Annotated in this window: 17 protein-coding genes; 8 read left to right on the plus strand and 9 right to left on the minus strand. The window is 69.0% G+C overall.

The genetic code is table 11. The features are described from left to right. Window positions 1–836: 836 nt before the first annotated feature. Complete coding sequence (locus tag QFZ23_RS19970) at window positions 837–2963, plus strand: DUF6807 family protein (protein ID WP_306926948.1); 2127 nt, start codon at window positions 837–839, stop codon at window positions 2961–2963. Then, window positions 2960–4081, plus strand: coding sequence for a M24 family metallopeptidase (locus QFZ23_RS19975; protein WP_306925625.1), 1122 nt, complete (start codon window positions 2960–2962; stop codon window positions 4079–4081). The genes QFZ23_RS19970 and QFZ23_RS19975 overlap by 4 nt, the downstream gene beginning before the upstream one ends. A 12-nt stretch (window positions 4082–4093) precedes the next feature. Here QFZ23_RS19975 and QFZ23_RS19980 read toward each other — a convergent pair whose 3' ends face one another. From QFZ23_RS19980 to QFZ23_RS19995, 4 genes are read right to left on the minus strand one after another with little or no spacing between them, the layout of a single operon-like run. Beyond that, complete coding sequence (locus tag QFZ23_RS19980) at window positions 4094–5227, minus strand: mandelate racemase/muconate lactonizing enzyme family protein (RefSeq protein WP_306925627.1); 1134 nt, start codon at window positions 5225–5227, stop codon at window positions 4094–4096. Next, window positions 5227–6132 carry a 5-dehydro-4-deoxyglucarate dehydratase gene (locus QFZ23_RS19985; protein WP_306925629.1) on the minus strand — a complete coding sequence of 302 codons (906 nt, stop codon included), beginning with the start codon at window positions 6130–6132 and terminating at the stop codon, window positions 5227–5229. Before QFZ23_RS19985 ends, QFZ23_RS19980 begins: the two co-directional genes overlap by 1 nt. Beyond that, on the minus strand, window positions 6129–7118 hold the full coding sequence (locus tag QFZ23_RS19990; RefSeq protein ID WP_306925631.1) for an NAD-dependent epimerase/dehydratase family protein: 990 nt from the start codon (window positions 7116–7118) through the stop codon (window positions 6129–6131). The genes QFZ23_RS19985 and QFZ23_RS19990 overlap by 4 nt, the downstream gene beginning before the upstream one ends. 26 nt (window positions 7119–7144) lie before the next feature. After that, window positions 7145–8542: a Gfo/Idh/MocA family protein gene (locus tag QFZ23_RS19995; RefSeq protein ID WP_306925633.1), complete on the minus strand. Its 1398-nt coding sequence runs from the start codon at window positions 8540–8542 to the stop codon at window positions 7145–7147. Window positions 8543–8749: 207 nt separating this feature from the next. On the opposite strand from QFZ23_RS19995, the gene QFZ23_RS20000 reads away from it, so the two are divergent. After that, entirely contained in the window at window positions 8750–9796 is a 1047-nt protein-coding gene (locus tag QFZ23_RS20000; RefSeq protein WP_306925635.1) for a LacI family DNA-binding transcriptional regulator, read from the plus strand. On the opposite strand, the gene QFZ23_RS20005 is transcribed toward QFZ23_RS20000, so the two are convergent. After that, window positions 9793–10383: a TetR/AcrR family transcriptional regulator gene (locus QFZ23_RS20005; protein WP_306925637.1), complete on the minus strand. Its 591-nt coding sequence runs from the start codon at window positions 10381–10383 to the stop codon at window positions 9793–9795. The two genes, QFZ23_RS20000 and QFZ23_RS20005, sit on opposite strands and share 4 nt — an antisense overlap. 135 nt (window positions 10384–10518) lie before the next feature. Here QFZ23_RS20005 and QFZ23_RS20010 point away from each other — a divergent pair, with 135 nt between their 5' ends. Beyond that, on the plus strand, window positions 10519–11796 hold the full coding sequence (locus QFZ23_RS20010) for an MFS transporter (RefSeq protein ID WP_306925638.1): 1278 nt from the start codon (window positions 10519–10521) through the stop codon (window positions 11794–11796). Then, the gene (locus QFZ23_RS20015) at window positions 11797–14304 is read left to right on the plus strand and encodes a beta-glucosidase family protein (protein WP_306925639.1); all 2508 of its coding nucleotides are present in this window, start codon (window positions 11797–11799) and stop codon (window positions 14302–14304) included. It abuts the gene before it with no gap. Window positions 14305–14319: 15 nt separating this feature from the next. Here QFZ23_RS20015 and QFZ23_RS20020 read toward each other — a convergent pair whose 3' ends face one another. Continuing rightward, window positions 14320–15027, minus strand: a complete 708-nt coding sequence (locus QFZ23_RS20020; RefSeq protein ID WP_306925641.1) for a FadR/GntR family transcriptional regulator — start codon at window positions 15025–15027, stop codon at window positions 14320–14322. 106 nt (window positions 15028–15133) lie between these two features. On the opposite strand from QFZ23_RS20020, the gene QFZ23_RS20025 reads away from it, so the two are divergent. Then, entirely contained in the window at window positions 15134–16474 is a 1341-nt protein-coding gene (locus QFZ23_RS20025; protein WP_306925643.1) for an alpha-hydroxy acid oxidase, read from the plus strand. Between the two features lie 82 nt (window positions 16475–16556). On the opposite strand, the gene QFZ23_RS20030 is transcribed toward QFZ23_RS20025, so the two are convergent. After that, window positions 16557–17207, minus strand: coding sequence for an ArsR/SmtB family transcription factor (locus QFZ23_RS20030; RefSeq protein ID WP_306925644.1), 651 nt, complete (start codon window positions 17205–17207; stop codon window positions 16557–16559). Window positions 17208–17327: 120 nt separating this feature from the next. Beyond that, window positions 17328–18539, minus strand: a complete 1212-nt coding sequence (locus tag QFZ23_RS20035) for an acetoin utilization protein AcuC (RefSeq protein WP_306925646.1) — start codon at window positions 18537–18539, stop codon at window positions 17328–17330. Between the two features lie 105 nt (window positions 18540–18644). Here QFZ23_RS20035 and QFZ23_RS20040 point away from each other — a divergent pair, with 105 nt between their 5' ends. Then, window positions 18645–20078 carry a TrkH family potassium uptake protein gene (locus QFZ23_RS20040; RefSeq protein ID WP_306925649.1) on the plus strand — a complete coding sequence of 478 codons (1434 nt, stop codon included), beginning with the start codon at window positions 18645–18647 and terminating at the stop codon, window positions 20076–20078. Then, the gene (locus QFZ23_RS20045; RefSeq protein ID WP_003797805.1) at window positions 20071–20757 is read left to right on the plus strand and encodes a potassium channel family protein; all 687 of its coding nucleotides are present in this window, start codon (window positions 20071–20073) and stop codon (window positions 20755–20757) included. Before QFZ23_RS20040 ends, QFZ23_RS20045 begins: the two co-directional genes overlap by 8 nt. A 90-nt stretch (window positions 20758–20847) precedes the next feature. Here QFZ23_RS20045 and proC read toward each other — a convergent pair whose 3' ends face one another. Then, window positions 20848–21681, minus strand: coding sequence for a pyrroline-5-carboxylate reductase (gene proC, locus QFZ23_RS20050; protein ID WP_306925651.1), 834 nt, complete (start codon window positions 21679–21681; stop codon window positions 20848–20850). Between the last annotated feature and the right edge of the window lie 49 nt (window positions 21682–21730).

Below are 21730 nucleotides of genomic sequence, written 5' to 3' on the forward strand. Positions count from 1 at the left end.
CCTGGTTCATCCGCCCGGCGCACGCCGCCGGTCCCCTGCCGGGCGTCCTGGCGCTGCACTGCCACGCCGGCATCAAGTCCTCCGGTGCCGCGCGGCTGGTGGACAGCCCGACGGCGGGAAGCGGCCCGGACCCGCTCCGGAACCGGCTGTATGAGGGCCGGCCCTTCGCCTCCTGGCTGGCGTCGCGGGGTTTCGCCGTGCTCGCCCATGACACGTTCTCGTGGGGCAGTCGGGGCTTCGACCTCGGCACGCCTCCCGTTCGAACGGCTGCCGCCCTCGACGGCCGGAAGGCACTGTGGCGGGAGGCCGGCGTCGAACCGTCCTCGGCAGAACTGTACGACGCCGCGGCCGCCGCCCACGAGGACACCGTGGCCAAGGCCGCCGGCCTGCTCGGCACCAGCTTCGCCGGGATGGTGGCGCACGACGACCTCGCGGCGCTGAACGTGCTCGCCGGCCTCCCGGGGGTGGACACCGGAAGGCTCGGCTGTGCCGGCTTCTCCGGCGGGGGCGGCAGGTCCCTGATCCTCGCGGCGCTCAGCCCGCTGATCCGCAGCCACGTTGTGACCTGCATGATGACCACCTTCGGGTCCCTGTTTCCCGCATATTTGGACGCACATTCGTGGCTGCTCCAGACGCCCGGCCTCACCCGTCTCGGGGACTGGCCCGAGCTCACCGGGCGCTCATCGTCGGACAGCCTGCTGGTGCAGTACGCGTCGGCCGATGAGCTGTTCCCGGAACAGGGAATGCACGACGCCGACGCCCGCCTGGGCGCCCTCCATCCGGCCGGGCGGTACACCGGGAGCTTTTGGCCCGGCGGCCATGTCTTCACCCGCGGGATGCAGGAGGAGGCGGCCGACTTCCTCGCGGCTGGTCTCCGCGCGGAGGCGGGTCTTCAGGCGGAGGCTGGTCTTCAGGCCCGGCCGGCCGAGGCTGCCCCGGCCGTTCCGGCTGCCGTCCCCCGCGTCGCGCTGGTGGGCGTGCACGGCTACGGTGCCCGGCACCTGGAGAGTCTCCGCCGGCTGGAGGAGCGGCAACTGGCCCGGCTAATCGCCGTCGCCGATCCGCGTCCCCCGGCAGACGGGACGCTGGATTCCTCGGTGCAGGTCTTCGGCACCCTGGAGGAACTGCTGGCAGCGGGCACCGCACCGGATGTCGTCATCCTCGCGACCCCCATCCAGACCCACGCCCCGCTGGCCCTGGCCGCCATCGCCGCCGGTGCCGACGTCTACGTGGAGAAGCCGCCGATGGCCTCCCTGGCCCAATTCGATGAGGTGCTGGCCGCGGCCAACGCGGCGGGCCGGCTGGTCCAGGTCGGGTTCCAGAGCCTCGGCTCGATGGCGCTGCCGGAGATCGCCGCACTGCTGGAATCGGGGGCACTCGGCCGCGTCCGCGGAATCGGTGCCACGGGGGCCTGGGTACGGAGCGTTGGCTACTTCAAGCGCTCACGCTGGGCCGGCCGGCGGAGCCTGGACGGCACCGACGTCGTGGACGGGGTGGCCACGAATGCCCTGGCCCATGCGGTTGCGACCGGGCTGCGGATCGCCGGCGCGGCCGGCGTGGACGACGTCGAGTCGGTGGAAGCCGACCTGTACCGGGCCCACAACACGGAGAGCGACGACACGTCGGTGATCCGGGTCCGCACGTCGGCCGGGCGGGTCCTCATGTGTGCCCTGACCCTGTGCGCGGCCGAACAGTCCCCGCCGTCCGTCACGGTCTTCGGCACGCTCGGCAAGGCGGAGTTCTTCTACACGGAGGACAGGCTGGTCCTGGAAACCGCCCAGGGCACCAGCACGCGGACGTTCGGACGGACGGACCTGCTGGAGAATCTCCTGGCCGCCCGCGCTGACGGTAACGGGGCGGACGACGGCGGGGCGGGGCTGCTCAGCCCGCTCTCAGCTGCCGGAGCCTATATGACCGTCCTCGAGGCGGTCCGCACCGCTGACCCGCCGCGGGAGATTCCGGCGGCATGCGTTGCCTGGGAAGGCGAGGGCGACGATGCCCACCCCGTGGTTGGCGGCATCGAGGCAGCGCTGCAGCGGGCAGTTCTCTCACAGTCCACGTTCGCCGAGCTCGGGCTGCCCTGGGCCAGGCGAGAGCCGGCGACCCCGTCCTTTGCGGTGGAGGGGCGCCGCGTTGCCTGGCCGCAGGACGGAAGCCGCATCGCGCCGACGTCATCGCCCCGCCCCTACCTGCATCCGGTGACGACGCTCGCGGGCACGGTTGTCACCGACCACCTGCCTGCCGACCACGTCTGGCATTTGGGGGCGGGCGTCGCACTCCAGGACGTTGCCGGCGTGAACTTCTGGGGCGGGCGTACCTATACACGCCGGGCCAGCGGCTACGCGTGGCGGGAAGACCATGGCCGCATCCAAATCACGGACACGGCTGAGTCCCCCGGAGCCCTGTCTCAAACGCTGCGCTGGGTTGGCCCTGACGGCAGGGCGGTTCTGTCAGAGCGGCGGCATTGGCGGTATGACGCCGTCGGCCCGTCCGTGTGGAGGCTGCGCCTGGAGTTTGAACTTTCCCCCGCCGGCACGGAACCCGTAGCGCTCGGAAGCCCGGGCTCCAACGGCCGGGAAAACGGCGGCTACGGCGGCTTCTTCTGGCGGCTGCCACCCACAAGTGATGCCCGGATCCGGACGGCCAAGGCCGACGGCGAGGACGCCGTGCACGGCACGGTTGCCCCGTGGCTGGCCTGGAGCGGCAAGTTCGGGCCAGCTGGAAAGTCCGGGAGTGGCGAAGAGGCAACCCTGGTATTCCTCGCGTCGCCGCAGGCACCGGATCCGTGGTTCGTCCGGCTTTCCGGCTACCCGGGGGCCGGGCTCTCACTCGCCTGGGACCGCCCCGTTCTGGCAAGCCGGCAGGAACCCGTCCGGCGCACCGTCACGGTTCTGATCGCCGACGGAATCCTGGGCACCGCAGATATTGCACAACTCACCGAATCTTTGGGGGAAACCACATGAACGTTCCTGCACCCGCAACCACACTGGCTGGAGCCGCACAGGCCCCAACGGCCCTGCCCGGCAACCCGAACGACCGGGCCGCCAAGCGGCAACGGGTCCTGGATATTCTGGACGCCAGGGGACATGACGCCCTGCTCCTGACCAGCAACACCGCCCTCACGTGGTACCTGGACGGCAGCCGGATGCACATCAGCCTGGCGGGCGACCCGGTCGCGGTGCTCCTCGTGGACCGTGGCGGCGACCGCCTCATCACCTTCAACAACGAAGCGGAACGGCTCGCCGCCGAGGAGCTGCCACCCGGCGTCGAACTTCACACTGTTCCCTGGCACGGACAGCTCACAGACGCCGTCGGGGCTCTTGCCGGCCCGGGCGAGCCGCTGGCAGAGAAAGCCGTGGCAGCAGAATTGCGGGCGGCACGGCAGCCGATGCTGCCCGGTGAGAGCGCCCGCTACGCGCGGCTGTGCGCCGACGCCGCCCGCGCCATGACCGATGTCCTTTCGCGGGCAACGCCGGTCACCACCGAGTTCGAGGTCGCCTCCGCCCTGGCCGCACGGATCGTCGCGGCCGGAGCCGAACCACTGGTCCTGCTCTGCAGCGGCAGCTCGCGCAGCGCGTTCCGGCACCCGCTCGCCACCCACTCACCCTTGGGCCGGCGGGCCATGGCCGTGGTCTGCGCCCGGCGGCACGGCATGGTGGCCAACCTGACCAGGTGGGTACGGTTCGACGCCGGAACCCCCGAAGAACTGGACGCCGAGGAGCGCATCGCAGCAGTTGAGGCGGACATCTTCGACGCCACGGTTCCGGGCGCCAGCCTCGGCGGCATCTTCGGCGAAATCCAGGCCGCGTACGTCCGGCACGGCTTCGGTGCCGACCAGTGGACGATGCACCACCAGGGCGGGCCCGCCGGCTATGCGGGCCGGGATCCCCGGGCCACCGCGGCCACGGACGACGTCGTGGTGCCCAACCAGACGTTCACGTGGAATCCTTCCGGCCCCGGCGTCAAGATCGAGGACACGGTGCAGCTGACGGAGGCGGGCGCCGGCGTCCTGACGTCCGACCCGAGGTGGCCGGTTGCGGACGTCAACGGGCTCCCCCGGCCGCTGACCCTGCAGCTGTAGCTTGCCGGGGACCTACGAGAGCCGGAATGCAGGATCCACCGGCAGGTCGAGGCTTCGGTCCCGCGGCTGGGGGGCGATTGCGGCGGTGAAGCTGAACCCCAGGCCCGGCAGGCCCGTGCCGTAGAGGCGGCTGTTGCGGATCCGGACCGGCGACTGGCCTGCCAGGATGCCCAGCTGTTCGAAGGAAGCGTCCTCGACGTCCTCCACGCTGACGGCCTCGGCGAGGGTCAGGGCCAGCTGGCCGGACAGCTCGGGCAGCAGGTGCGGCGCCACGCGGACGCTGTTGGCCCGGGCCAGCTCCACGATGCGGCGGAACGGCGTAATGCCGCCCACCCGGACGATGTTGGGCTGGATGATGTCCACCGCCTCGGCCTCGATGAAGTCCCGGAAGCGGTAGATGGTGTGCACATTCTCGCCCAGCGCGATGGGTACCGGCGACTGTTTCCGCAGGCGGCGGTAGGCCGAAAGGTCGTCGGCGCGCAGTGGTTCCTCCAGCCAGTCCAGGCCAAACGGGCCCAGCACGTCCAGAGCACGGAGGGCCGCCGGCAGGTCCCAGCGCTGGTTCGCGTCGATCATGAGCCGGCGCTCCGGGCCAAGCACCGAGCGGACCGCCGCCACGCGTTCGGCGTCCTCAGCCAGGTCCGGCTTGCCCACCTTGATCTTGACGGCCTGGTGGCCCGCGGCCACCCACCGTTCGGTCTGCGCGACAAGTTCGTCGAGGGAGTAGTGCAGGTTCACACCCGAGCCGTAGACGTCCACCGATTCCTGCCGCTGGCCCAGCAGCCCGGCCACGGGCACCCCCGCGGTGCGTGCCGCCAGATCCCAGAGGGCGAGGTCGACGCCGGCCATCGCGATGGTGGTCAGCCCGCCGCCGCCGGCCTCGTGCAGCCGCTTCCAGAGCTGGTCCCAGACCATCTCCGGGTTCGCGTCCAGCCCAGTGATAAATGGCGCGATGTCGTGGTCAAGGAGGGCCTTGACCGCCTGCGGCCCAATAGTGGGCGTCCAGGAGAAGCCGCGCCCCGCACCGCCGTCGTCCGTAAAAAGGCTGGTGGCAATGATGTGGTTCTCCGGCGCATCAGCACCCCAGCTGCGCCGCAGCGGCACCGTAATCAGGCGCGTGTGGAGCCCCGTGATCTTGGCCGGCATCAGCGGCCCGCCAGCTCGTGGCCTTTGGCCAGGATCGCTTTGAGCTCCACGAGCTGGTCCTCGGTGGGGTCAACCAGCGGGGGCCGGACCGGACCGACGGCCAGTCCGTTGAGGCGCAGCCCGGCCTTGATCAGGGAGACGCCGAAGCCCGGTGTCTGGTCCCGCAGGCGCACGAGGGGCGCGTAGAAGCCGTCGAGCAGTGCCTGCCGGCGGTCCTCATCGCCGCTGGCGTAGGCGTCGTAGTAGGCGGTGGCGATTTCCGGTGCCACGGCGAAGGCCGCCGAGGAGTACAGCGGGATGCCGAGTCCCCGGTACGCGCCCTGGGTCAGTTCGGCGGTCAGGAGGCCGTTGAAGAGCAGGAAGTCCTCCCGGCCGCTGGCCCTGACGGCGGAGACGATCTCCTGGGCCAGGCCGACGTCGCCGATGCCGTCCTTGAAGCCGATGACCTTGGGGTTGCCGGCCAGCTGCGCAATGGCCCTGGCCGTGAACTTGGCCGTGCCGCGGTGGTACACGATCACCGGCAGGCTGCTCGCGCCGGCCACGGCCTCCATGTAGGCCACCACGCCCTCGGTGGGCCCGGAGACCAGGTACGGTGGCAGGACCAGCAGGGCGTCGGCGCCCGCTTCCTCGGCCGCGCGGGCCGCGGCGAGGGCGTGGCCAAGGGGGCCGCCGGCGCCGGCGATGACGGGCACCTGGCCGTTGACGGTTTCGACGGCGGCCGTAACCACGGTGCGCACCTCGTCGATGCTCAACGCATGGAATTCGCCGGTGCCGCATGCCGGGAACACCCCGCCGGGGCGGTGCGCAAGGCGTGAGGCGATGTGTTCCTTCAGGACCTCAACGTCCACTGCGCCGTCGGCGCCGAAGGGGGTGACGGGAAAGAAGAGCACGCCGTCGAGTTTCATTTGGTCTCCTGTGATCCGGGTGCGGCTGATCCTGTGCTGGCTGATCCTGTTGTGGCGCCGACCAGGGTTTCCCCGGCGCGGATTTCGTCGGCCTGGGCGAGTTCTGTGCGCCACGTGCGTTTGGGTTCCCAGCCGAGCAGCCGCTTGGCTTTGTCGACGGAAAAGGCGGGGCTGGTGCCGGTGAGTCCGGCGGCGTGCGCGGCGCTGCCGGGAACGAACCGGGGCAGAAGCGTGGCCAGCGGTTCGGTCGCCAGCGCATCGGCGGCGCCCACGAAGAACGTCTGGCCGTTGGGGATGGAGTCCATGTTCCGCAGCAGCACATCCAGGAAGTCGGCCACGTCCCGGGCATCCACATAGTTGAAGAGCGCCGGCGCGGACAGCGCCGCGTCGGCGAGCCGCTCGCGGACGGTGTGCCCCTGCTGGGTGGGGGCGCCCGCCCACTCCTCCGGCGAGATGACGTAACAGGGCCGGAACGCCGCGTAGCGGATCCGGTCCCCCTGGGCCGCGGCGAACATCTGCACCGTCTGTTCGGCAATCAGCTTGGACAGCGCGTAGGCGTTCCAGGGGCGGGGCGTGGTGGCTTCGTCCACCGGGAAGGACTCCGGCAGCCAGCCGGCCGGCGAGCCGTAGCCCAGGACCGTTGGGCTGCTGGCCGTGATGATCTTCCCGATCCCGAGTTCGGTGGCCGCGCTGACCACCGCGAAGGCGAGGCCCGTGTTGGTGCTGAAGATGACATCCTCGGGTGCACTGAAAGGCACGGCGATGGCAGCGAGGTGGATGACGGCGTCGGGCGCTGTGCGTTCCAGGAGGCGGAACGCCTCGCCGGGGACCAGCAGGTCCGCCGTTTCCTGTTCGACGCCGGCCGGGAACGTGCCGCGGACGGCGTCCCGGTCCGCCGAGATCACCTTGTGGCCCGCCTCCGCGAGGCCGGCGACCACGCTGCGCCCCAAACGCCCGGCGCCGCCGGTGACAAGAATTCTGCTCATGGTGTTGTTTCCTGTTCCTGCTGCGTTCAGGCGCGGCCGCGGCGCAGTTCCACGCCCAGTCCGAGCTCGCTGATGCGGACGGGGAGCTCGGTCGCCAGCGATGCGTTGCCTGCGATGCCCACGGACACGGAGCGCAGCCCGTCGAGGTAGCCGGAGGGGCGGCCCAGCGGGTCCTCGCCCGGGCCGTTGAAGAGGTCTGAAAGCAGGAGGTTGTCCCCGCCGCCGTGGCCGCCCTCGCCGTTGACGATGGGCACCTCGTAGGCGGCTTCCCAGTGGCGCTGGACCACCAGGCGTTCACCGTTGCGGCGCACGGCGTCGTCCTCGTCCACGGGCGTGGCGGAGGGGTCCACCACGGTTTTCTTGTCGGTGCTGTGGACGACGGCGGCACGCTCCACCACCTCGAGCTCCGCCCGTCCTTCGGTGCCGTTGACGGCCACCCGGTACCCCTCCCACGGGCTGTGGGCGTTCAGGGAGTAGCTGAGCGTTGGCCCGCCGTCGTAGTCCACCGTCAGCGCCAGGTTGTCCTCGATGGTGATGCCCTCGGTGAAGACGTCCTGGTCCCGGCGGTAGCCGTCGAACCTCTCGTTGTCGTAGTACAGCTCGCGCAGCCGCTCGTCCTCGCGGAGGTCCAGTGCGAAGGGGTCCCGGGTTCCTTCGTCTGTGGTGCCGCGCTCGGGACGGGCGCCGAGGCCGCGCTCCGCGGCATTTTTGGCGCCGTAGAACCGCAGCCCGCCGGAGGCGTAGACCCGCTCGGGAACGTCGTCGATCCACCAGTTCACCAGGTCGAAGTGGTGGGAGGCCTTGTGGATGAGCAGCCCGCCGGAGTTCTGCTTGTCGCGGTGCCAGCGGCGGAAGTAATCGGCGCCGTGGACCGTGTCCAGGACCCAGCTGAAGTCGATGGACGTGACCTTGCCGATCACGCCGTCCTGGATGACCTGCTTCAGCGCGCTGTTCCGTGGCGAGTAGCGGTAGTTGAAGGTCACCACCACGTTGCGGCCGGTGGCCGCAACGGCTGACGTGATGCGGCGGCAGCCCTCGGCGTCGATGGTCAGCGGCTTTTCGACGACGACGTCGGCCCCCGCCTCCAGCGCCTCGACGATGTAGTCGGCGTGGGTGTAATCCGGGGTGGTGACGATGACGCGGTCGATCGCGTTGGCCCTGATGTATTCGGTCATGTTGCCGGGTTCGAACGAATCGGCTGGGCCTTCCGCGCCCAGTTCCTGGATGAGCCGCTGGTAGTACTCCACGCGGCCGGGATTTGCGTCCGAGAGCGCAACCAGCTCGGCCACATCCGCATGCTGGCCGAGGATGGCGCGGATGTACATTTCCGAGCGGCCGCCGGTGCCGATCAGGGCGATGCGGGACCGCGTGCCGGGTGCCGCGGTATCGGGTTGCGGGTGCTGGGCGGTGTCGACATTGACCATGGGTGAGCCCCTTTCCAAAGGCGGTAGGCGGGCCGCTTGACGCCCTGCCCACATGAAGGAAGAATCCTGAGAAAGCGTTTTCTCGAAACGTTATAAGCTTTGTATCAAGACACCGGCGAGTGCGTCAACCATCTTTCGCAAAAGCCGGACGGGCCGCGGCAGCGGACAGTGGTAGCGTTCCGCGGCAGCGGACAGGGAAGGAAGCACATGGGCAGGAGAACCGGCACCCGGCGCATCGGCATCGCGGACGTCGCCATCAAGGCCGGCGTCTCGCATGCCACGGTTTCCCGGGTCATGAACGGCAACTTCACCGTGGATCCCGCCATTGCCCAGCGCGTGCGCGATGCTGCGGCGGAACTGAACTACCAGCCGAATCCTGTGGGACGCAGCCTTGCCCTTGGCAAGACCGACACCATCGGCATCGTGGTGCCGGACCTCGCCAACCCCACTTTCCAGGCCATCCTGCGAGGACTGAGCATGGCCGCAGCCCAGGACGGCTACCGGGTGCTCATCGCCGATTCTTCGGAAGTCTCCAGCGAGGAGGCGATTCTGGCCGGGGAAGCGCGGCGGCGCTGCGACGGGCTGGTGCTGTGTGCGCCGCGTATGGGCGACGCCGAACTCGAGGAGCTGGCGCCGTCACTGCACCCCATGGTCCTCATCAACCGCAGCACCACCGAAACCCGCGTGCCAAGCCTTGAGGTGGACTACAGCCAGGGCGTGCAGGAGCTCGCGGAACATCTGGTGGGCCTGGGGCATACCAGCATCGCCTTCCTGGCCGGCCCTGCCCGAAGTGCCTCCAACCGGGCGCGCATGGCAGGTCTGGACAAGTTCCGGGCCGCACACCCCGGCATCGAGCTGCGGATGCTCGAGGGCGGCTCCAGTTTCGAAACCGGCCATGAAGCGGTGGACGAGGTGCTGGCCAGCGGGGCCACCGGAGTCCTCGCGTTCAACGACCTCGTTGCCATGGGGCTGCTCAGCGGACTGCACGAACGCGGCATCCGTGTTCCCGAGGACATCTCCATCACCGGCTTCGACGACATCCCCTTCGCCCGGTACACCACCCCACCGCTCACCACCGCCGCGGTCCCGATCACGGAACTCGGCGAACGCGCGTGGCACAGCATGCGGGCCCTGATCCGCAACGCCGAGGCACCGGATGAGGAGACCACATTCCAGCCGCGCCTGGAGATCCGGGGAAGCACGGGCCCCGCCGGCCACCAGGGTGCCCCGGCCCCGGGCGGACGCCCCGGTTAGGGCTTGGCCGGGACCAGGAGCACGTCGACGAGCTCCGTCAGTCCGGCGGCCATGTCCACCTCCTTGTCGTACAGCCACTGCAGCTGAAGGCCGTCGAACGCAGCAATGACCAGTCTGGCGAGTGACTCCGCCGCGACGTCGGACCGGATCTCCCCCGCATCCTGGCGGCGGCCGATATCGAGCGCCAGCTCCCCGACCAGCTGGGAATACCTGTCCTGGAAGTAGCCGTGCGAAGCGTGCCCGGGGTCATTGGCCGTAGCCGACGCGACGGCGTAGAGCGTGGTCAGCCCTGGCTCCTTCTTGTTACGTTCAGCCACGGACGCCAATACGGACAGGCCAAATTCGGCCAATCCCCCGATGTCCCTGCTACGCCGGTCGCGCTCAGCAAGCACCGCCGTCAGCAGTTCCTGCTTCCCACTGAAGTAGTGGAAGAGCGTGGCTTCCTTGACCCCAACAAGCTCGGCCACGCGCTTGAGGGCCGCGCCCTCGAAGCCTTCGCTGGCAAAGACATCCGTCGCGGTCTGGATGATCTGCTCGCGGCGTTCGGCGCCTTTGGCGTACTGACCGCGGGGGTTTGATGGTGGCATTTCGCCAGTCTATTTCACGGCGTTTGCCCACTGGGCGACAAGTCAATATCGAAGAAAACCTAGTCAGACTAGATTTTTATCGCTACGCTCTTCTTCGAGGCCCAACGGTGGGTCACTTTTTCGTCAGGAGGCAATGTGGCCATCGAATCCCTATCCCAGGAGACCGCGGCTCCGCCCGCACTTTCCACAACCGCACGACCATCCGTCAGAGCATCCCGGGCCTACGTCATCGGCATGCCCATCGCCAGTGCCGGCCTCTGGATGGCCCTGCTTGCCCCGGCCCTCGTCGTCCTCGCCATCAAGGTCTCCGAAATCACCACCCCAGAAACCAGGGCCGGAGCGCTTAGCCTCGTGGCGGGCGTCGGGGCCGTCATCGCGCTGCTGGCCAACCCGTTCTTCGGACGCCTGAGCGACCGCACCACCTCCCGTTTCGGCATGCGGAAGCCGTGGATCGTCGGCGGCTCCCTGCTCGGGCTCGGCGCACTGCTTCTTCTGGGCCTCGCCGGGGATGTGGCCGGCGTCCTGGGCGCCTGGGTGGTGGCGCAGCTGGGATTCAACGCCGCGCTGGCCGCCTTGGTTGCGACCCTCCCGGACCAGGCAGCCCCTGCCGAGCGCGGCCGCCTCTCCGGCCTCATCGGCATGACGTTGCCGATCGGCCTCGTGGCTGCGGCCTACTTCGCGCAGCTCTTCGACAGTGCCTTCCAGATGGCGGTGGTTCCCGGCATCGTGGGCACCGCCCTTGCCATCGCCTTCGCCTTCACGTTCAAGGACAGGGTCCTCACCGAGCGGCCAGCGCCCCTGAACCTCAAGGAAATTCTGGGCTCCTTCTACTTCGATCCCCGCCTCCACCCCGGCCTCGGCTGGGCATGGCTGACCAAGTTCATGGTCTACGTTGGCTACTGCGCCGGCCTGCTCTACCTGCCGTACTTCTTCGCGGACCAGCTCCATGTGGCCGAGGAAAGCATCGCCTCCCTGGTCTTCCAGGCCACCCTGGTCAGCTCCGCCGGAACCGTGGTCACCAGCATCGCGGGCGGCTGGATCAGCGACCGGATCGGCAAGCGCAAGACCTTGGTCATCGCCTCCAGCCTCATCATCATGGCGGGCCTGATCGTCATCGCCATGAGCGCCAGCACGGACCAGGTCCTGGTGGGCCAGGCGATCGTGGGCCTGGGCCTGGGCTGCTTCGGCGCCGTCGACGTGGCCCTCATCGCCGACCTGCTGCCCGGCGACCAGGCCGAGAATGCCAAGACCTTCGGTGTCTTCAACATTGCCCAGGCACTCCCCCAGTCCATCGTGCCCGCTGTTGCCTTCCCCGTCATCGCCCTCGGTGGCTACCCCGCCCTATTCCTCGGCGGGGCCGCCGTCGGCATCATTGGCGCCGTCCTCGTCACCCGCATCAAAGGAGTCAAATAAATGAACCCCACCCTGTCCGCACGCAAGACCGCCCAGGTGGGCACCGAGCTGCTGCCGGAGGACACCGAGGCGCGCCTGCGCGAACTGGCCGCAAGCCTGAGCCTGGAACAGCAGGTCACGCTGCTCACCGGCGCCGACGTCTGGTCCACCCACGCCATGCCGGAAATCGGACTGGGCAGGATCGTGCTGTCCGACGGCCCGGCCGGTGTCCGCGGCGAAGACTTCGACGAGCGCCACGACTCCGTCTCGCTGCCGTCGTCGTCCGCCCTGTCCGCCACCTGGAGCGTGGACATCGCGCGCCGCTACGGCCAGGTGCTCGGCCAGGAGGCACGCCGCAAGGGCGTCCACGCCGTCCTCGGCCCCACCATCAACCTGCACCGCTCCCCGCTGGGCGGCCGCCACTTCGAATGCATGAGCGAGGATCCGCGCCTGACCGCCACGCTGGCCGCCGGCTACGTCTCCGGCGTGCAGTCCATGGGCGTGGGCGCCACGCCCAAGCACTACCTCGCCAACGAGGCGGAGACCGACCGTTTCACCTCCGATTCCGTCGTTGATGAACGGACCCTGCGCGAGCTCTACCTGGCCGCGTTCGAGGACGCCATCACCGAGGCACGCGCCTGGCTTGTCATGAGCTCCTACAACTCCATCAACGGCACCACGGCCAGCGAGAACAAGCTCCTGGAAACCCCGCTGTCCACCGAATGGGGTTTCGACGGCGTCGTGGTGTCGGACTGGACCGGCGTCCGTTCAGTGGATGCCGCCAACGCCCACCAGGACCTGGAGATGCCTGGACCGGTGGGCCACTGGGGCGTCAAGCTGCTCGCCGCCGTCGGGGACGGCCGCGTCAGCCGGGAGGCGATCCTGGAAAAGGTCACCCGCATCCTGCGCCTCGCCGCCAGGGTCGGCTCGCTCCAGGGCTTCGACGCCGCAGTCACCGATTTCCCTGCAGAGCTCGACGGCGCACAGGTGGCCCGCGAGGTGGCAGTCCGGGGAGCCGTGCTGGTCCGCAACGAGGGCGGCCTGCTCCCGCTCGACGCCAAGGCACTGGGCAGCGTTGCCGTCATCGGGCACAACGCCGAGGAAGCCCGCACGCAGGGCGGCGGCAGCGCCACCGTCATGCCCAAGTACAACATCTCGCCGCTGGAGGGCCTCCGCAAGGCACTGCCCGACGACGTCACCGTCACCTACGCCCGCGGCGCCAAGGTGGCCGAAGGGCTGCAGCCGTTCGCCCGCACGGCGCTGCACAACCCGGTCAGTGATGTGCCCGGCATGCGGGTGACCTTCCTGGCCGCCGACGGAAGGGAGATCTCGGGCGAGGACCGGCTGGCTTCGCACCTGATCTGGTTCGGCGTCGGCATTCCCGAGGGCACGGCGGCCATCCGCATGCAGACCGTGTGGACGGCGGAAGCCGCCGGCGTCCGCCACCTCGGCGTGGGAACTGTGGGCCACATCGCAGTCTCCGTCGAGGGCACCGAGATCTTCAACGGTGAGCTGGAGGACGACACCGATGTCCTGGGCGCGGCACTGTTCGACCCGCCCCAGACCATCCATGCCTTCGAGGCCACCGCAGGCCAGCGGTTCGCCATCGACGCCCTGTACCAGCTGCCGCAGCAGCAGGAGATCCCGCTGACGGCCATCCTGCTCGGCGAGGAGGCCATCGTCACCGATCCCCAGGCCGAGATCCGGGCCGCTGTCGAGGCGGCACGGACGGCCGACGTCGCCGTCGTCGTGGTGGGCACCAACGCCGCCATCGAATCCGAGGGCTTCGACCGCAAGGACCTGGACCTCCCCGGCCACCAGAACGAGCTTGTGGAGGCTGTGGCCGCGGTCAATCCGCGCACGGTCGTGGTGGTCAACTCCGGTTCGCCGGTGCTGATGCCGTGGCTGGACAGGGTCGGCTCGGTCCTGCTGGGCTGGTTCGGCGGGCAGGAGTTCGGCACCGCGGTGGCGGACATCCTGCTCGGCAAGGAGGAGCCCGGCGGCCGGCTTCCCACCACCTGGCCGGCCGCGCTCGGGGACGTTCCCGTGCTGAACACCACACCTGTTGACGGCAAGGTGGTCTACGGCGAGGGCATCCACGTGGGCTACCGCGCCTGGCTCAAGCAGCAGGCCGCGGGCGGCGCCGCTCCGCTGCTGCCGTTCGGTTTCGGCCTTGGCTACACGACGTTCGAGCTCGGCACCGCCCACGCGCCGCAGTCCGTTCCGGCAGGCCAGGACATCGTGGTGCACGTCCCCGTCCGGAACACCGGCACGCGCACCGGCCGCGAAGTGGTCCAGATCTACCTGTCCCGCGAGGATTCGGCAACGGAGCGGCCGGTCCGCTGGCTGGCCGGTTACGCGGGGACGCACCTGGCGGCGGGCGGCACGGACACGGTTGAGGTGAGGATCCCGGCCCGCGCCTTTGGCCATTACGACGGCGGCTGGCAGGTTGAGCGTGGCTTCTTCCGACTGCTGGTGGGCCGGCACGCGGCGGACGACTTCCAGGCGCTGGAGGTCGAGGTCCGCTAACTCACCCCCAGCAAGCTACGGCCGGGCTGGGTCCGAATCCTTCGGGCCCAGCCCGGCTTCTTTGTAGTACCCCCTGATGTGGGCGGCAACGAGCTCAGCCGCCCGGCCGCCGTCGTCCTTCCGGATGGCCGCCAAAATCTCCCGGTGCTCGGTCCGGAGCCGCGACGCGGTGGCGTCCCAGTTGGGCAGGTTCGCGGTCAGCTGCCCCGCGTATCCCTGGATGGCCTCCCGCAGGGATCCCATCATGGCGCTGACCACGGCATTGCCGGCGGCGTCGGCCAGTGCCAGATGGAAGCGGACGTCCAGGGCCAGGAAGTCGTCGATGGCGTGGCCGCCGTCCATGTCCTCGAGCAGTGCCCCGGCGAGGTCGAGTTCGGGGGCATCGGGCCTGGCCCGGGCGGCGGCCCAGGACTCCAGCAGCACACGCGTTTCCACCACGTCCTCCACCGGCAGGTGCTGCGTGGCCACGTGCAGCCGCAGCGCGGAGCCCAGCGCCGCCGTCGGATCCGAGATCACTACCGTTCCCGCCTCCGGTCCGGACCCCACGCCTGCCCGGACCACGCCCATGGCCTCGAGGACCCGGATGGCCTCGCGGACGGAGGTGCGGGAGACGCCAAGCTGCTCGGCCAGGCTCCGCTCGGCAGGGAGGCGGCCGCCGACGGCGAGCTGGCCGCCGGAGAGCTGGTCCTCGATCCATCGCAGGACAAGTTGGTGCGTACGCATGAGCCCATGGTACTTGATGTGGTTGGACCACATGCTTTAGAGTGTGGTTAGACCACAGCGGGGAGACTCCAGATCTCATCTCCCGGCATGTCCACGGAGGAACGCCATGACCCACACCCTCGAGCCGAGCAACCCCGAGACCACCCCGGCCCCGGACGCGTCGGATATTCCGGCCACGCGGCCCGCCACCGGCGTCGCCGCGGCAGCCGCAGCAGTTCCGGCCGCCCTGAAGCGCCGCGTCCCGAAGTACTCGGACCTCGCCCCGCTCATGCAGTTCAAGAAGCCCGAATTCAGCAGGGAAGCCCGGCTCAAGCGCGCCAGCACCGTCTGGGAACTGCGCGACATCGCCAAGCGCCGCACACCCCAGGCCCCGTTTGACTACACCGACGGCGCGGCGGAGGCCGAGATCACCCTGCGGCGTGCCCGCGAGGCGTTCCTGGACATCGAGTTCCGCCCGGGCATCCTGCGGAACGTGTCCAGTATCGACCTGAGCACCGACATTCTGGGCAAGTCCTCCCGGCTTCCCGTGGGCATCGCGCCCACCGGCTTCACCCGGATGATGCACTCCGAAGGCGAATATGCCGGCTCGCAGGCCGCCGAAGCCGCCGGCATCCCCTACACGCTCTCCACCATGGGCACCGCCTCCATCGAGGACGTGGCCGCGGCGGCGCCCAACGGCCGGAACTGGTTCCAGCTGTACCTCTGGACGGACCGGGACCGTTCCCTCGAACTGATCGAGCGCGCGGCGAAGGCCGGGAACGACACCCTTATGGTCACGGTGGACACCGCCGTCGCCGGGGCCCGGCTGCGCGATGTCCGCAACGGCATGACCATCCCGCCGGCACTGACGCTGAAGACCGTCCTGGACGCGTCCTACCGCCCGGCCTGGTGGTTTAACTTCCTCACCCACGAGCCGCTCACCTTCGCCTCGCTCTCGCGGTACACGGGCACGGTGGCCGACCTCATCAACTCGATGTTCGACCCCACCCTCACCTTCGAGGACCTCGACTGGCTGCGCGAAACCTGGAAGGGCAAGCTGGTGGTCAAGGGAATCCAGACCGTGGACGACGCCCGCAAGGTGGTGGACCACGGCGCCGACGGCATCGTGCTCTCCAACCACGGCGGCCGCCAGCTTGACCGCGCACCCATCCCCTTCCACCTGCTCCCGGAAGTGTCCAAGGCGCTCAAGGCGGACAACAGCACTGCCGCGATCATGCTGGACACGGGCATCATGAGCGGCGCGGACATCATCGCCGCCCTGGCGCTGGGTGCCGACTTCACGCTCATCGGCCGCGCCTACCTGTACGGGCTCATGGCCGGCGGCCGGGCCGGCGTCGACCGCGTCCTGCAGATCCTCGAAAAGGACATGGCCCGCACCATGGCGCTCCTGGGCGTCAGCAGGCTCTCCGAGCTGACCGCGGACCACGTGCGGATCCTCGGCAGGTAGCTGCCACTCCGCCAACCCAAACTGACTCGCAGTTGTGGTCGTTTTGAGGGCTCAAAACGACATTAACCGCGAGTCAGTTGGGTTACTTTTTGCGGCCGAACTTGGGCAGGTTCGCCAGCAGGTCTGCGGCCTTCGTCGCGGCGCGGCCCACGGTGCGGCCAATCTGCTGCGGGACGGTGTCGTCCTGGCCGGCGCTGCCGGGCACCTGGCCGCCGGGAACCACGACGGCGGGACTCAGCTGGCCGCTCGCCGGACGCCCGGGTGCGTGGGTAGCGTCGTCCGCCGCGCTGCCGGCATGCGCCGCGGTGGCTGCCGCGAACGCGTCCGGGACCTCGGCGGTCTGGCCGGCTGCGGCCAGGCTGGCTGCGGCCGGGGTTCCGGCCGTTGCAGCGGCGGCACGCGGGGTACCGGTCGGGGCGTCCCCGGCCTGCTCGGCTGCAACGTCCGGTGACGCTGCAGCGGAAGCCGTGCGTCCGACGTCGAACGTCTCCAGCCAGCTGGCAACCCCCTCGAGCGGCTTGGTGTTGAGCGCGTAGTAGCGCTTCTGGCCCTGCGCGCGCATGCTGACAAGGTCTGCCTCACGCAGCACTTTAAGGTGTTTGGAGATGGTGGGCTGGCTGGCCGCGAGCTCCTCGACCAGCTCCCCCACAGCTTTGTCCCCGGCCTGGAGGGACACCAGAATGTCCCGCCGCGTTGCCTCAGCAATGACGGCAAATACGTCGTCTGTCACCATGAGACCCACCCTAGCGACATATACGCCGAATGGCATCTACTATTTCGCGCGTGCCCGGAACAGTGAAGGGACTGACGAAAGTAGGGCTAGTCGAACCAGGGAACTGGTCGAACCAGGGAGCTAGTCGAACCAGGGGTCCAGGCCGTACAGCGGGAAGACTTCCTTGCGCGTGGCCATCACGGTTCGGTCGATGTCGTCGTTGGGATCGAAGCCCACCTCCCAGGAGCGCCACCAGACGTCGGCGTCGTCGCCCATGCTCTCGGGCGTGTCCACGCCGTAGCGCTCCTGCACGTACGTCCGCCACGCCTCCGGCACGGGGGTGCGCAGCGGCACCGGGCGGTTCGCTGCGATGCCAATCAGGTGGCTCCAGGTCCGCGGCACGACGCCCGTGATGTGGTATCCGCCGCCGCCGGTGGCAATCCAGCGGTTTCCGCAGTACCGGGCGGCGAGGCTCGCGACGGCGGTGGCGGCCTCGCGCTGTCCGTCCACGCTGACGTTGAGATGGGTCAGGGGATCGAGCCGGTGCGAGTCGCAGCCGTGCTGGCTGACGATGACCTCGGGCGCGAAGGCGCCCACCAGCTGCGGGACCACGGCGTGGAACGCCCGGAGCCAGCCGGCGTCCCCCGTTCCCGCAGGCAGAGCCACGTTAACGGCGCTGCCCCGGGCCTCGGGGCCGCCGATCTCATTGGCGAAGCCGGTGCCGGGGAACAGGGACATGCCGGTTTCGTGCAGCGAAATGGTGAGGACGCGGGGGTCGTCCCAGAAGATGCTTTGCGTCCCGTCCCCGTGGTGGGCATCGACGTCGATATATGCCACGCGCCGCACGCCGCCGTCGAGCAGTTTCCGGACCGCCAGGGCGGCATCGTTGTAGACGCAAAAGCCGCTGGCGCGGTCCCGGGACGCGTGGTGCAGCCCGCCGCCGAAGTTCACGGCCCGGACCGCCGAACCGTCCAGGATCGAGCTGGCCGCGAGGAGGGAGCCGCCGGCCAAACGCGCCGCGGCCTCGTGCATCCCGGCAAAGGCGGGATCATCCTCGGTCCCCAGCCCGTAGGACTCGTCGGCTGCGGCGGGGTTGTCGCTGGCCCGGCGCACCGCGGCCACGAAGTCGGGGCTGTGCACGGTGGTGAGCTCGCCGTCGTCGGCCACGTCCGGGGCGGACAACCTGACGTGGGCAAGGTCCAGCAGGCCCAGGCTCGAGGCCAGCCGTGCAGTCAGCTCGAGGCGTTCGGGCGCCATGGGGTGGCCCGGGCCGAAGTTGTACGCCGTCATGGCGGTGTCCCACACCACCGTCGTTGGCAGTGCGGGGAGGCTGAGTCCGGGCTGGAATGTCATTACTGACAGGCTACCGGAGGCCCGTCTGCCCCCGGGCCCGGCCACGGCGCGGGGTTTAGTGGTTTACTACTGGAGGAAGCAGAGTCAATCGAGGAACAGCCGCACATGACCCAAAGCCAGTCGAGGTCCAAGAGCCCGGCCAGCTGGCAACCCGCAGCGCCGGAGCGTGAGGGCCTGTGGATATTCACGGGCATCCGTGACTTCATCGATGACATTGCCAACACATCTCCGGCCCGCCTTGCCCTGAGCGCCTTCGTGGTGGTCATCGTCCTCTTCACTGCCCTGCTGTCGCTGCCGGCGTCCTCGGCAACCGGCGACTTCACACCGCTCCACCAGGCCCTCTTCACCGCGGTCTCGGCTGTCTGCGTTACGGGCCTCACCGTGGTGTCCACCGCTGTGCACTGGTCCTTCTTCGGGCAGCTGATCATCCTGATCGGCATTTTCGTCGGCGGCCTCGGCACGCTGACGCTGGCCTCACTGCTGGCCCTCATGGTGAGCAAGAAGCTGGGCGTCAGGGGCAAGCTCATTGCCCAGGAAGCCATGAACAACGCCGGCCGCCTTGGTGAAGTGGGTACGCTGCTGCGGATCGTCATCACCACCTCCGTGGTCATCGAGGGCGCCCTCGCGCTCGCCCTGATCCCGCGCTTCATGGTCCTCGGCGAGCCCTTCTGGCAGTCTGTCTGGCACGGCGTCTTCTACTCGATCTCGTCCTTCAACAACGCCGGCTTCACCCCGCACTCGGACGGCATCGTCCCCTACGAAACAGACCTCTGGATCCTCATTCCGCTCATGCTCGGCGTGTTCCTGGGCAGCCTCGGCTTCCCCGTCGTCATGGTCCTGCAGCAAAACGGGCTCAACTGGAAAAAGTGGAACCTGCACACGAAGCTCACCATCCAGGTCTCGTTCATCCTGCTCGCCGCCGGAACGGTGCTGTGGGCACTCATGGAGTGGGACAACGCCCGGACCATCGGCGGCATGGACCTCGGCGACAAGATCACGCACTCGCTGTTCGCCTCAGTCATGACGCGCTCCGGCGGCTTCAACCTCGTGGACCAGAACCAGATGGAATCCACCACCAAGCTGCTCACGGACGCCCTCATGTTCGCCGGCGGCGGCTCCGCCTCAACGGCGGGCGGCATCAAGGTCACCACGATCGCCGTCATGTTCCTGGCCATCATCGCCGAAGCCCGCGGCGACGCAGACGTCAAGGTATACGGCCGCACCATCCCGGAAGGCACCATGCGCGTGGCCATCTCGGTGATCGTCGCTGGCGCCACGCTGGTATCCGCGTCCGCCTTCCTGCTCCTGCACATCAGCGGCGCCTCCCTGGACCGGGTGCTGTTCGAGACCATTTCAGCCTTCGCCACGGTCGGCCTGAGCACAAACCTCAGCGCCGAACTGCCGCCGGAGGGCGTGTATGTGCTGTCCGTCCTGATGTTCGCCGGCCGCGTCGGCACCGTCACGCTTGCCGCTGCCCTGGCCCTGCGCCAGCGCAGCCAGCTGTACCACTACCCGGAAGAGAGGCCCATCATTGGCTAATTCGTCAGGCGCCCCCAACCGCCCCGCCCACAACGCGCCGGTCCTGGTGATCGGGCTGGGCCGCTTCGGCTCCTCCACGGCGGAGCAGCTGGTGAAGCAGGGCCGCGAGGTGTTGGCCATCGAGCGTGACAGGTCCCTGGTCCAGAAGTGGTCACCTGTCCTGACCCACGTGGTGGAAGCCGACGCCACCAACATCGACGCACTGCGCCAGCTGGGCGCGCAGGAGTTCAGTTCAGCCGTGGTGGGGGTGGGCACGTCCATTGAGTCCTCCGTGCTCATCACCGTGAACCTGGTGGACCTCGGCATCGAGCACCTGTGGGTCAAGGCCATCACACCATCCCACGGCAAGATCCTCACCCGCATCGGCGCCAACCACGTCATCTACCCGGAGGCCGACGCCGGCGTCCGCGCCGCGCACCTGGTCTCGGGGCGCATGCTGGACTTCATCGAGTTCGACGACGACTTCGCGATCGTGAAGATGTATCCGCCGCGTGAAACGGTCGGTTTCACGCTGGACGAGTCCAAGGTGCGGTCCAAGTACGGCGTGACGATCGTCGGCGTGAAATCCCCAGGCGAGGACTTCACCTACGCCCGGCCGGAAACCAAGGTGTCCGCCCGCGACATGCTGATCGTCTCCGGACACGTGGACCTGCTGGAGCGGTTCGCGGCCAGGCCGTAACGGCGCCGTTAGTAAGAAGCCCGACGACGGCGCTGCCGAACTGCCCGCCGTCGGGCCCAACATACTCCAATCCTGAACGGGACGGGTGGGTTAGCCGAGCTGCTTGGTGATCTCGGCGGCGCGGTCGGCTGCGGCCCGTGCGCCCGCGGCAATGATGGCCGGCATGCCGCGGTCATCGAAGGTGGCGATGGCGCGTTCGGTAGTGCCGTTGGGGCTTGTGACCGCTTTGCGCAGGGCGGCGGGTTCGGCGCCGGGTTCCGCCAGCATGAGGCCGGCTCCGGCAACAGTTTCGCGTGCCAGCAGGATGGCCAGCTCTTCATCAAGGCCGAGTTCGACCCCGGCGGCGGCCATGGCCTCGGCCAGGTAGAACGCATAGGCCGGACCGGAACCGCTGATGGCGCCGAGCGCATCAACCTGCTCTTCGGGAATTTCGACGACGGTTCCTACCGCGCCGAGAATGTCTTTCGCCCGCTGGAGCTGCTCGGGTGAGCAGCTGGTGCCTGCGGACACGGAGACCACGCCGCGGCCCAGCTTCGCCGGGGTGTTGGGCATGGTCCGGATCACCGGCTGACCCGCAGGCAGGGCAGCTTCGAGCTGGGCGATGGAAACGGCCGCAGCAACGCTGATGACAATCGCATCCGGAGAGAGGGAGCCGCTGATTTCCCGGGCCAGCTCGGCGATGCCCACGGGCTTAACGCCGAGAATCACGATGCCGGCACCCTTCGCCGCCTGCTTGTTGTTGTCGGGTTCTTCGCTGCCGGCGATGGCCGTGATGCCGGCGTGCCGTTCGGCCAGCTCCGCGGCCCGCTCCGCGCGGCGGACGGTGGCCACGATCTCCATGGGATCGGTGCCGCCTTCCAGCAGGCCGCCCAGGATGGCCTCGTTCATTGATCCACAGCCAAGGAATGCGATTCGGTTGCTCATTGCTCCATCATTGCAGTTCGTCGCGCCGGATGCAGGCCGGGGCCATTCA

It is taken from the genome of Arthrobacter globiformis, from assembly GCF_030818015.1.
GTDB lineage: Bacteria > Actinomycetota > Actinomycetes > Actinomycetales > Micrococcaceae > Arthrobacter > Arthrobacter globiformis_C.